Origin of the sequence: Mesobacillus sp. MER 48, from assembly GCF_023714225.1 — a bacterium.
GTDB classification, from domain to species: Bacteria; Bacillota; Bacilli; order Bacillales; family Cytobacillaceae; genus Mesobacillus; species Mesobacillus oceanisediminis_A.
On record NZ_JAMAUR010000001.1, the window covers coordinates 160,668 to 172,922 of the forward strand.

Below are 12,255 nucleotides of genomic sequence, written 5' to 3' on the forward strand. Positions count from 1 at the left end.
CAATTTCATATTAATATAACCTTGTATATAAGTAAATAACAAGAAAGTTATTGCGATTGATAAGTTTTCCTTATTATAAAAATTATAAACATGTTAAAAACAAACTTTCTGTTATTTTATCAAAGAGGAATATTGTTTCCTAATTTAATCCAAGTCAATCAAAAACTATTTTACAAAAGTGAAAAAGCAGGATTACGCAGTGTGTAATGGGAAAAAATATGACAGATGGAGGTGATTCATGTGGTAAAAAGAAAAGCAAATCATGTCATTCCCGGAGCAAATGCTGCAAAAGCTCAGGGAAATGGTGCGGGATTCAATGAAGAAATGGCAAATGAACCTATGACCGAGCTTGAAAAACAAAATAATAAGAAGCGTAAAAAGAATCAATAAATAATAACATGCCTGGTATATGAAAAAGCGGAAGGAACACCTTCCGCTTTCAACTTTTATTCCATATTCACTTCGTTCACGATGCTTCTGAGATCCTGCTGGAACCTTTCTAATTGTCCCCTTTGATGTTCAGAAGCGGTTTCAAGAGCATTTTCAATTTGTTGAAATGCTTCATTCACTTCATTTTTAAGGTGCTTTAACTGGTGACCATAGCTTGCTGAATCACGGACAATTTCCGAATAAAGACCTTGTGCGTCTTCAAACCCTTGCTGAGCTGCCTGGAAGGCTTGTTGTTTATCTTTATTGTAAGGCATGTGTGATTTCCTCCTGATGTAGTAAAATCTATACCGTTAAATTGCACATTTAAAAGTTATTTATTCAGTATAAATTCAAGTGAAAATCTAATCCTAAAATCAGGAGGGATGAGCAATGAACAAAAACGATTCCAAGGATATGCGCAAAAATGCTCCCAAGGGTGACCAAGACAGCCAGCCTGCTCCACTAAGCGGATCCAAAAAGGTAAAAAACCGCAACCATACTCGCCAAAAGCACAATTCTGGCCACGATATGTAAAAAACAAATGGCTGCCAAATAATCTGGCAGCCATCATGCTATATTAATTTGAGCGCGTCCAATAGCTGCTGTTCTTCTTCCGGGGTAACGGTACGAAGGTCGACATGCACCTCTTCTTTATGAATTCTCACTATGATGGCTGGTGAATGTTCTGTCCTAAGCTTTCTCGCAATATGTTCAGCACTTACTTCAGGGTGGCTGATGCTGGCCAGGCAGGCAGGCAGCTCGACATCTGGCATTGTTCCCCCGCCGACCTGGCTAGTCCCTTCTGTGATATTTACATTTAATTTTCCGCCAAAAGATTGGATAGACTTGACAAATTTTTCAGTCCTTGCCTCAAGTTCCGTTAAAGGCACAAGTAAATCCCGAAGAGTCGGGATATTGCCCATTCCCTTTTCGCCCTTAAGATAATCCATCAAAGTTGCTTCGAGTGCTGCCAGCGTCATTTTATCAACTCTTACGACCCTGGCCAGCTGATGCTTTTTCAGTTGATCGATAAGCTCTTTTTTTCCAGCGATAATACCAGCTTGCGGACCGCCCAGCAATTTATCCCCGCTGAATGATACGATATCCGCTCCCATTCTGAGCACTTCACTAACAACAGGTTCTTCCCCAATACCATGCTTTTGAAAATCATATAAAACACCACTACCTAGATCTTCGTAAAAAATGACATCTTCGTGCTTATTTGACAGTTGTGCTAACTCTTCGGTTTCTACGGTTTTCGAAAAGCCATATATCTTAAAATTGCTTGTATGGACCTTCAGTATCATGGATGTTTCTTCTGAAATCGCATTCTCATAATCGTATAGATGGGTTTTATTTGTTGTCCCTACTTCGACTAATCTCGCTCCGCTTTCTTCCATTATCGAAGAGATACGGAAGGAACCGCCAATTTCCACAAGTTGTCCACGCGAAACGATAACCTCTTTACCTCGTGCAAGCGCACTGAGAATGATAAAAACAGCAGCAGCATTATTATTGACGACCATAGCCGCTTCTGCACCTGTAATTTCCTTGACCAATGCTTCCACATGACTGTGCCGTGACCCGCGTTTGCCTTCATCTAGCTTATATTCAAGATTGGAATAGTTCATAGCTGTTTCCACTACATGCTTTATGGCATTCTCGCTCAATCGGGCCCTGCCTAAATTTGTATGCAAAATGGTTCCGGTAGCATTAATGACAGTTTTAAGTGTATATTCCAATCGTTCAGCTGCAGAACGGTCAACAGCTTCAAAGATTTGGTCTATAAATGCTTCTGTCCCTGGTTCTGCCCCTGCCCAATTCCCTCTTAGCAGTTCTTTCCTTATCCTATCTATTTCTGATTTCATCACATCAGTCAGATAGACTTCATCGAGATCATACTGGTCAATTAAATCCGTAAACCTTGTATCTTTCTGCAGTTCATGTACTGCAGGCAAGGCTCTCAACAATTCTTTCATGCTCGCATGCCCCCACAAAACAAATCTACATTGTTCCATTATATCATTAATATCCAATCGTAATTTTTTCAATCAGGTGAATTAAGTCTTGTGAAATTACAGCAATATTGCATCCTGCAGCTTAAAAAAATGCCTGGCAGCTGCCAGGCAATATTTATGCTTCTATTTGCTTTATGATTTCGTCGACATCCGGAAATAAGCCTGTATCAAGTTTGGAGTATAGAAGTTTTCCGTTAACCGTAACCTCAAAAGCTCCTTTGGAACCTGGTATCAGTTCCATTTTTTCTATTTGGCTTCGAAAATGCGTGAATAAATCTTCCGCGAGACTCGCGGCTTTTGGTGCATAATTTCACATCATGCAAAATTCGACGGCGACTTGATACTTCTCCATTAAAAATCCCCCTTGCAAATATATATATAATTACTGTAATTTTAGTGTAAAGTCTGACTCTGTGCAAATAATAGTAGCTTAAGGATGATTTTAAAAACAAGAAGGAGTATACTTTCTGTTGAGGTGATAAGGTTGAGTGAACATGAAAAAATCCGTTTGACTTCGTTGTCAACAAAAGCTGGCTGAGGATGTAAAATCAGTCCAGAGGACTTGACGCAGGTTCTGCGTCTATTACCTGAACAGGAACCTGTTCCTGAGTTGCTCGTCGGACATGAAACATCCGATGATGCAGGTGTATATAAACTGACAGATGATATCGCCCTGATCCAAACAATTGATTACTTCACCCCAATCGTGGATGATCCATATATGTTCGGCCAGATTGCTGCCGCCAATGCACTAAGCGATGTGTATGCGATGGGTGGAGAACCCAAAACTGTTCTTAATATAGTAGGATATCCTGTCAAAAAGCTTGGTCCGGATATGCTTGCAGAAATATTAAGAGGGGCGAGTGACAAAGTGAAAGAAGCTGGTGCCGTTACAGTTGGCGGACATTCAGTCGATGACCAGGAGCCTAAATTCGGCTTATCCGTGACAGGTCTGGCACACCCTGAATCCATATGGAAAAACGTCGGCGCCAAACCAGGTGATGTCCTGGTCATTTCAAAACCAATTGGGGTTGGAATCATAACGACCGGAATTAAGCGTGGTGTGGTAACGGCCGAACAGGAACAGTCCGTTACCGAAACAATGGCCTTATTGAACAAATCCGCTGCTGAAGCGCTCAAAAGCTTCACTCCTCATGCAGTAACAGATGTTACTGGATTCGGCCTCCTCGGTCATGGAAGTGAAATTGCACGAGGCAGCAATGTCAGCTTTGAGATTGAATTATCCAGAGTTCCTGTCCTGGAAGGTACATATGAATTGGCGGCAAAAGGCGTTGTGCCAGGAGGTTCTAAGTCAAATCATAAGTGGCTAGTGGATGATGTCGAGTATGCAGACATATCTCCTGAAGAGCAATTGGTGCTTTGTGATGCAATCACGTCAGGCGGCCTTCTCGTATCACTGCCAGAGAATGAGGCCATTCAATATGTAAAAGCACTCCAAGACAAAGGATTGAATCAAGCTGCTATCATAGGAAAAGTCACAGAAAAGCAGGATAAACTGATTTATGTAAAAAGGTGAAATCAAATTTGATTTCACCTTTTTTCTTCATTTATTATAATTTGACTTTCATTTTTTCCAGCATATCGGCAGTCATACTCCCGAGGTCATACTTTGCATTGAATCCCCATTCTTCAGCAGCAGCAGAAGCATCGATTGAATTCGGCCAGCTATCAGCAATTGCCTGTCTTACTGGATCCACTTCGTAAGACAGTTCAAATTCTGGAATATGCTTTTTTATTTCAGCTGAAAGTTGCTCCGGGTCAAAACTCATTGCCGTTACATTAAAAGCATTACGGTGGATGAGCTTAGAAGGGTCTGCTTCCATCAAATCAATGATCGCCCCAAGCGCGTCAGGCATGTACATCATGTCCATGTATGTCCCTTTGTTGATATAGGAGCTGTATTTACCATTTTTGATTGCTTCGTAATAAATCTCAACCGCATAATCAGTTGTTCCGCCTCCTGGAGGTGTGACGTAAGAAATCAATCCAGGGAATCTCACTCCCCTGGTGTCAACTCCAAAACGGTGGAAATAATAATCTGCAAGCAATTCTCCTGCAACCTTGTTCACACCATACATCGTAGTAGGACGTTGAATTGTGTCCTGAGGCGTATTGTCTTTAGGTGTGTTTGGACCGAAAGCACCGATAGAGCTTGGAGTGAAAAATTGCAGGTTCAGTTCCCTTGCTGTTTCGAGGGCGTTCATTAAACCGCCCATATTCAGGTTCCATGCAAAAACCGGCTTCGTCTCAGCTGTTGCTGATAGCAGTGCAGCCATGTGCATGATTGTGTCAACATTGTATTCTTTTGCCAATTCAGCCATCCTGTTGGCATCCATGACATCGAGAATCTCGAATGGGCCGTTGACTGCTGCTTCTGAATTAGTCTGTCTGATGTCAGTCGCAATGACATTGTCCTGTCCGTATATGTCACGAAGTTTAACTGTTAATTCTGAACCAATCTGGCCAAGTGCACCAGTAATTAAAATCTTTTTCATTCTATGTACTCCTCCTGCTTTTCCTTAAAACTATGCCGGCTTGTCAGACAAACCGGCATCCCCCAATTAAATAATCCCTAATTCTTTTCCTACCTTTTCATAAATAGATAATGCCTGATCAAGCATTTCTTTCGTATGCGCCGCGGAAGGCATATTCCTTACCCGGCCTGTTCCCCGCGGTACTGTCGGGAATACGATTGATTTTGCGTAAACCCCTTCTTCATATAATCGCTTGCTGAATTCCTGTGTTTTCACTTCGTCTCCAATGATGCATGGAGTGATCGGCGTCTCAGAGTGTCCAATGTCAAAACCAAGCTTCTGCAGTCCATCCTTCAGATAGTTTGCATTTTCCCATAGACGCTGGTTCAATTCTGTGCTTTCCATCAGGATTTCGATTGCCTTCATGCTGGCAGCAACGTCAGCAGGAGTGAGTGAGGTCGAGAACAGAAATGGACGGCTTCTCACTTTCAGCCAGTCAATCAGGTTTTGCTTTCCAGCAACATAACCTCCGACTACACCAATAGCCTTCGATAATGTTCCAATCTGGAAATCGACTTTATCTGAAAGTCCGAAATGCTTGACAGTTCCTGCGCCTTCCCCAAGTACTCCAGAACCATGTGCATCGTCGACATATGTAAATAAGTCGAATTCTTCGGCGATTTCAACGATTTCCGGCAATTTTGCAATGTCTCCATCCATGGAGAATACGCCATCGGTGATGACCATGATTTTATTGTATTTACCGGATTCTTTGGCTTCTTTTGCTTTTGCGCGCAGGTCTTCCATGTCAGAATGGTTGAAACGGATGATTTTTGCTCGTGACAGACGGCAGCCGTCAATAATCGAAGCATGGTTCAATTCATCAGAAAGAATCGCATCATTTTTATCCATTACAGCGGAAATCGCAGCCATATTGCACATGAAGCCGGATTGATAAGCAATGGCAGCTTCTGTCTTTTTGAACTTGGCAAGCTTTTCTTCAAGTTCAACATGAAGCTTAAGTGTGCCGTTAATCGTTCTAACGGCGCCTGCTCCCACTCCAAACCGGGAAATCGCTTCATCGGCAGCTTTTTTCAACCTGTCATCAGTAGCAAGTCCTAGATAGTTATTAGAAGATAGATTGATCATTTCTTTTCCATTGATTGTTATGACTGGTCCATTAGGGCTTTCTAGCGGGTCGATTACATTGTATAGACCCTTCCCCTTTAATTCCTCCAGGTTCTCGTTCAAAAATTGATCCAATGTTTTGCTAGACATCGAATTCCCCTTTCTGCCGAAACGGCATGTCATTTTTACAAAAACAACTGTCTTTTTGGAGCGGACAACATCTAAGTCCATCAATCCATATGTAATGGGTATTCATAAATTATACTTTATCACATTTGTATGAATTGTACATCTATGAAGGACAGAAAACGCTTACTTTTTATTATTTTTCCCTATAGTGCTTTAAAAAACATGATTTTATTAAAACGTGGTTTGAATAATTTTTAAAGGGTAAATAAAAGAGGGCCAGTCTGTAACCAGGCAGGCATCAAGAGGGCAGCGAACAACCTTTCATCTGCATCATCATCACTCCCTCATGTCTCATATAGAAATAGAAACTGAGTTTTGGAGGTTAATTTTTATGAAATATCCACTTAATATAAATTCAGAGATTGGAGAGTTGAAGTCAGTAGTGCTGCATAGGCCTGGCAAGGAAGTCGAAAATCTGACACCAAAATATTTGGAACGGCTTCTTTTTGACGACATTCCGTATCTTCCAGCAGTCCAAAAAGAACATGATTATTTCGCTGATGTATTAAGGAACCGAGGCATCGAGGTTCTTTATCTCGAAAGATTAATGGAAGAGGCCCTACATACAGAAGACTTAAGACAGGAGTTCATTGATCAGGTACTCAATGAAAGCAAAAGCAATTTGAACGGATCGAGAAGCATAGTGGAAGAGTATCTTCATTCCTATTCTACTGAAGAGATGATTCAAAAAGTGATGTCTGGCGTGTTGAAATCAGAAATCGAACAGGAGAAGAAAGTGCACTTGCATGAACTTCTGGACGACTACTATCCTTTCTTCCTGGATCCTATGCCAAATCTCTATTTTACAAGAGATCCAGCCGCCGTGATTGGGGATGGAATATCATTGAACAAAATGTGTGAAGGAGCAAGGAAAAGGGAGTCACTTTTCATGGATTTCATCATGAAGCATCATCCCCGGTTCGCTGCCCATGATATTCCTTTTTGGTACGATCGGGATCAGTACTACCCTCTCGAAGGCGGGGATGAACTCGTGCTCAGTCCTGAAGTCATTGCCATCGGGGTAAGTGCGCGGACTTCTGCCCAGGCAATTGAAAAATTGGCAAAACAGATATTCTCCAAAAATGATCGAATAAAAAAGGTGGTTGCTGTTGAAATCCCTAAATTGAGGGCCTATATGCACCTTGATACAGTGTTTACAATGGTGGACCATGAAAAATTCACCATCCATCATGGAATCGAGGGGCCCAACGGTGATATGAAAATATATATTCTTGAAAAAGATACAGACCCAGACAAACTTGCCATCTCTGAACGCTCCAACTTAACAGAAACATTGAAGGAGGTCCTTCGCCTTCAGGATTTAATCCTGATACCGTGTGGAGGCGGTCATGAAATCGCTGCTGCCCGCGAGCAGTGGAACGATGGCTCTAATACACTGGCGATCGCTCCCGGAGTCGTTGTCACCTATGATCGAAACTATGTGTCCAATGATTTGCTGAGGAAAAATGGCGTCGAGGTAATTGAAATTCCAAGTTCTGAACTCTCACGCGGGCGCGGTGGCCCTCGATGCATGAGTATGCCGATCTATCGGGAAGATTTGTAAATAAGAAGATTAAAGCAGTCCTGGATTTGATTCAGGACTGCTTTTATATGAAAATTCTAGTTGGCAGCAAGGTAGCTTTGCAATTCTTTAACCAATTGTTCAGCCCCTTCTTTACTTAACACAATTTTGCCGTCTGCAAGCGACATGTTGTCATTGCTGATCGTGCCAGTTATAAGGCAAGTCAGGTCAGGCTGGTATTTTTTCAGGATGATCATATCCTCATCCACGAATATCTCCAGCGGATCATTTTCACCGATACTTAGTTTCTTCCTTAATTCCATCGGAATGACCACCCTGCCCAGCTGATCCGTCTTCCTCACGATTCCTGTAGCTTTCATATTGCATCCTCCCCTTCCTACTATGTGGGATATGGATGTCTGTACTGTGTAACGATTCTAGCCCAATACAATTATAGCAAAGCGAGGGATATATTTACATTTATCAAGTGTCGGTTTCGTAAAAAATATTTACTTTTAAAAATCTTCATTTGCAAATGAAAAGCACGCTAAATGCGTGCTTTTCAAAGTTCTATTCAAAGTACTATTCTACTCCCTGGATTTCAGGTGATGATCCATTGTTTTTCAGTAATACTTTTAGTCCAGATCCAATATCAGATGCAAGAACATAGTTCCTGTCGACAAATACTCCCCAAACATCTGACTTTTCAGGAACATACTGCCCAGATTGTTTAGGATTTGCCGGATCCGTTATGTCCACCGCGTATACTCCCCCAGCGTAATGTGATAGATACAATGTATTCCCCTGTACTTTCGGGTCATGGACTGTATTGGCGAAAGTAACCCCATTTTCTATATTATCTACAAAATCGGTCTTGAACTCGCTAAGCAATTTAGGATTTGTTTTATCTTTGATGTCAAAAATCCTAGTATATCCGTATGATTGTTCATAGCCTTCTTTAGATGGATTATAAACTTCCCTTGTCTCAATCAGCACATTGCCGCCTTTTGCCAGTGTAGCTGAGTGTGCAGATCCCTGCTGGTTAGAAGCGAAATCTGTCCTTCCCAGATATTCCGGATTTTCTGGATTGCTGATGTCAAAAATGACCGTTCCCAGATCCCACATCGAAACATATGCATACTTCCCGGTTTCATCGATCATAGTGCTATGGTTGAAGACTGGACGTGTTTTCCCATCAGGAGAATTCCAGTGATAGCCGTTAAAATCTTCAGGAATTTCTTCCATTGTCCTAGGATCGAATTCCCATAGCTTCTCTGGATTCGACGGATCGCTTACATCGACAATCTGAAAATCCTTCTCCTCCCCATGACTGTAATAGTCAGCATAAGGGTTAGCAGCTAGTACAAGCGCGCGATTGCCCTGCATGGTCAGGTACAGCTCATGCGTTCCATTGGTTTTTTTGGTCACTTCATAAAAACCCAGCTTCTTAGGGCTTTCTGGATTTGTTACATCATATAGCAAAAATCCGCCCTTTGAGTCAGGATTATTTCTATTAAGCTGCTGAACACTAACAACTGCAAGATCCCCTTTAAAAGATGGTGTGTTCACACTCTTGACGATAACCTTTTCCTGCCATGTACCAGGGATGTCATTATTCGCGAATACAGACACTTCTTTTGGGTTGGCCGGATCTTTGAGATCAAATACACGTACTCCGCCATTACCGCCATTCCTGGTATGGGTGCCAAGATAAGCGTACCCTTTGTGGGCAAATACATCTGCAAAACTATTCTGCTTTCCATCTGCCCTGACTGTTTTCATTTCAGGAGCAGCGGCTTCATGTAAGAATTTGAGGTTTTTATTTCCCTCCATGACAGGGACCGATACTTCGCTATAGCCTGTCCGTTCACCTTTCTCAATGTTTACATCACCAAGTTCATCATGGGCAAGGACATTGAATGGAACAGAAGAAACAGTTAAAGCTCCAGCAAGAATCAAGCTAGGGAACAATCGTTTTTTCACTATTTAAAACCTCCTCCTATGTATTGAATAACAATATAGCAGAGGTAGAAACTCATCAGCAAACAAAAAACTGTATATTTTGTAAATTCAGTTAATTATCCCTAATTTTACAAAAAATTCCTAAGGAAATGGTAATTGTTTCGAAAATCGAATTAGGTAAATTTCCACAACAATCAAATTCTTCGTTTCCATTACTTCCTGCCCACAAAACTCTAGAACAAAATCAAAGATTTTAGTATGATTAATGAATGTGATTAGGAATGAATGAACTGAAAATAGATAAAGCGAGGACTTAAACAATGAGTTTATTGAATGTAGAAAATTTAAGCCATACATTTGGGGATCGTACCCTTTTTAAAGATGTGTCATTTCGTCTGCTAGCCGAGGATCATGTCGGCCTTGTTGGCGCAAACGGTGTCGGGAAGTCCACCCTCATGAACATCATCACCGGACAACTAATCCACGATTCTGGAAAAGTAGAATGGACACCCGGAGTTGAGTACGGGTATTTGGACCAGCATACGGTTTTATCTCCTGGAAAAACAATTCGGGACGTGTTACGTGATGCCTTCCTCCCTCTCTTTAAAAAGGAAGAAGAGCTGAACGAAGTCACCGGCAAAATGGCAGATGCAACACCTGAGGAACTGGAAAAGCTGCTCGAAGAAATGGCGGAAATCCAGGATGCTCTTGATGCTGGCGGTTTTTATTCCCTTGATATCGAAGTTGAGGAAGCGGCAAGAGGCCTTGGCCTTGATGCAATCGGCATCGACCGTGATGTTTCTGCATTAAGCGGCGGACAGCGCACTAAGGTCTTACTTGCTAAGCTTTTGCTTGAAAAACCAAAGGTCCTTCTGCTTGATGAGCCGACTAACTATCTTGACGTTGAGCATATTCAGTGGTTGACCAGGTACCTGAAAGATTATCCTTACGCTTTCATTTTGATCTCGCATGATACCGAGTTCATGAATCAGGTTTCTAACGTCATTTTCCAGCTCGAGTTCTCAAAACTGACACGATACACTGCTACGTATGAAAAATTCCTGGAATTAGCTGAGATCAACAAGAATCAGCATCTAAATGCATATGAAAAACAAAAGGATTTCATCAAGAAACAAGAAGATTTCATTGCAAAAAATAAAGCACGTTATTCGACAACAGGCCGCGCGAAGAGCCGCCAGAAACAACTTGATCGCATGGAAAGGATCGACAGACCTGAGACGGCTTTAAAACCCACTTTTGATTTCAAGGAATCACGCGCAAGCAGCCGATATGTATTTGAAGGCACAGATTTCGAAATCGGATATACGCACCCGCTGCTTCCAAAACTATCCGTTACAATAGAACGCGGTGAAAAGATTGCGCTAGTTGGTATGAATGGAGTCGGGAAATCCACTCTACTTAAAACAATGCTCGGAAAGATTCCTCCATTGAGCGGCAAAATCGAGCGGGGTGACTTCCTCTTCCCTTCCTACTTTGAACAGGAAGTTAAAGCAGGAAGTATCACACCTATTGAGGATGTGTGGAGTGAATTCCCTGGGATGGACCAGCATCAAGTAAGGGCGGCATTGGCCAGAAGCGGCCTCAAGAACGAGCATATTTCACGCCCCCTCAATCAACTGAGCGGCGGCGAGCAGGCTAAGGTACGCCTGACCAAATTGCTTATGAATGAAAGCAACTGGCTATTATTCGATGAGCCGACAAACCACCTGGATATCACAGCAAAAGAAGAATTAAAACGTGCATTAAAAGCATATAAAGGAACAATTGTCCTGGTCAGCCACGAACCTGACTTCTATGAAGATTGGGTTACAAAAGTTTGGAACGTGGAAGAATGGGCAGCGAATGCGAATAACTAATCCAGGAATAAACCTGCTGGTTCATATACCAGCAGGTTTATTGTTTATTATCCACTCTGTATTTGATCCCTCTATCTACTTCGGGTGAATATTCAAACCAATGAGAACTTCAGACAAAACCACATTAGATTGCAACTGAAATGTCCGTACTTACACCTACTTCAGATAAAACCACATTGAATTGCCACTGAAATGTCTGAACTTGCACTTACTTCAGACAAAACCTCAACAAATAACCCATGAAATGTCTGAACTTCCCCCTTCTTCGGACAAAATCCCATCGGAAAGCCACTGAAATGTCCGAACTTGCACCTAATTCAGACAAAACCACATTGAACTGCCACTGAAATGTCTGAACTTCCCCCTTCTTCGGACAAAATCCCATCGGAAAGCCACTGAAATGTCCGAACTTGCACTTACTTCAGACAAAACCTCAACAAATAACCCATGAAATGTCTGAACTTTCCCCTTCTTCGGACAAAATCCCATCGGAAAGCCACTGAAATGTCCGAACTTGCACCTAATTCAGACAAAACCACATTGAACTGCCACTGAAATGTCTGAACTTACACTTACTTCAGACAAAACCTCAACAAATAACCCATGAAATGTCTGAACTTCCCCCTTCTTCGGAC

Annotated in this window: 11 protein-coding genes and 1 pseudogene; 5 read left to right on the top strand and 7 right to left on the bottom strand. The window is 41.9% G+C overall.

Annotated features, from left to right (window positions below; all coding sequences use genetic code 11):
- Nucleotides 1–240 precede the first annotated feature (240 nt).
- Nucleotides 241–390 carry a small acid-soluble spore protein O gene (sspO, locus tag M3593_RS00775; protein WP_144480826.1) on the top strand — a complete coding sequence of 50 codons (150 nt, stop codon included), beginning with the start codon at nt 241–243 and terminating at the stop codon, nt 388–390.
- Nucleotides 391–446: 56 nt separating this feature from the next.
- Here the strand turns inward: sspO and M3593_RS00780 are convergent, their stop codons facing one another.
- The gene (locus tag M3593_RS00780; RefSeq protein WP_144480824.1) at nt 447–704 is read right to left on the bottom strand and encodes a DUF2524 family protein; all 258 of its coding nucleotides are present in this window, start codon (nt 702–704) and stop codon (nt 447–449) included.
- 115 nt (nt 705–819) lie between these two features.
- Between M3593_RS00780 and M3593_RS00785 the strand changes: the two genes are divergently transcribed.
- Entirely contained in the window at nt 820–963 is a 144-nt protein-coding gene (locus tag M3593_RS00785) for a small acid-soluble spore protein P (protein ID WP_079509097.1), read from the top strand.
- Between the two features lie 38 nt (nt 964–1,001).
- On the opposite strand, the gene selA is transcribed toward M3593_RS00785, so the two are convergent.
- Both selA and M3593_RS24180 read right to left on the bottom strand, forming a co-directional pair.
- Complete coding sequence (gene selA / locus M3593_RS00790) at nt 1,002–2,408, bottom strand: L-seryl-tRNA(Sec) selenium transferase (RefSeq protein WP_251540219.1); 1,407 nt, start codon at nt 2,406–2,408, stop codon at nt 1,002–1,004.
- A 154-nt stretch (nt 2,409–2,562) separates the two neighbouring features.
- Nucleotides 2,563–2,745, bottom strand: a pseudogene (locus M3593_RS24180) (Rdx family protein); the annotation flags it as partial.
- 138 nt (nt 2,746–2,883) lie between these two features.
- Here M3593_RS24180 and selD point away from each other — a divergent pair.
- Nucleotides 2,884–3,984 carry a selenide, water dikinase SelD gene (selD, locus tag M3593_RS00795; protein ID WP_285847871.1) on the top strand — a complete coding sequence of 367 codons (1,101 nt, stop codon included), beginning with the start codon at nt 2,884–2,886 and terminating at the stop codon, nt 3,982–3,984.
- A 34-nt stretch (nt 3,985–4,018) separates the two neighbouring features.
- On the opposite strand, the gene M3593_RS00800 is transcribed toward selD, so the two are convergent.
- Together M3593_RS00800 and M3593_RS00805 are read right to left on the bottom strand one after the other, a co-directional pair.
- Nucleotides 4,019–4,963: an L-threonine 3-dehydrogenase gene (locus tag M3593_RS00800; protein ID WP_251540220.1), complete on the bottom strand. Its 945-nt coding sequence runs from the start codon at nt 4,961–4,963 to the stop codon at nt 4,019–4,021.
- 66 nt (nt 4,964–5,029) lie between these two features.
- On the bottom strand, nt 5,030–6,220 hold the full coding sequence (locus M3593_RS00805) for a glycine C-acetyltransferase (protein WP_251540222.1): 1,191 nt from the start codon (nt 6,218–6,220) through the stop codon (nt 5,030–5,032).
- 370 nt (nt 6,221–6,590) lie between these two features.
- On the opposite strand from M3593_RS00805, the gene arcA reads away from it, so the two are divergent.
- Nucleotides 6,591–7,823 carry an arginine deiminase gene (gene arcA, locus M3593_RS00810; protein ID WP_251540224.1) on the top strand — a complete coding sequence of 411 codons (1,233 nt, stop codon included), beginning with the start codon at nt 6,591–6,593 and terminating at the stop codon, nt 7,821–7,823.
- A gap of 56 nt (nt 7,824–7,879) precedes the next feature.
- Here arcA and M3593_RS00815 read toward each other — a convergent pair whose 3' ends face one another.
- Nucleotides 7,880–8,161: an AbrB/MazE/SpoVT family DNA-binding domain-containing protein gene (locus M3593_RS00815; RefSeq protein WP_144480818.1), complete on the bottom strand. Its 282-nt coding sequence runs from the start codon at nt 8,159–8,161 to the stop codon at nt 7,880–7,882.
- Between the two features lie 202 nt (nt 8,162–8,363).
- Nucleotides 8,364–9,764 (bottom strand): LVIVD repeat-containing protein, encoded by a 1,401-nt coding sequence (locus M3593_RS00820; protein WP_251540226.1) that lies wholly within the window; start codon nt 9,762–9,764, stop codon nt 8,364–8,366.
- 299 nt (nt 9,765–10,063) lie between these two features.
- On the opposite strand from M3593_RS00820, the gene M3593_RS00825 reads away from it, so the two are divergent.
- On the top strand, nt 10,064–11,620 hold the full coding sequence (locus tag M3593_RS00825) for an ABC-F family ATP-binding cassette domain-containing protein (RefSeq protein WP_251540227.1): 1,557 nt from the start codon (nt 10,064–10,066) through the stop codon (nt 11,618–11,620).
- Nucleotides 11,621–12,255 lie beyond the last annotated feature (635 nt).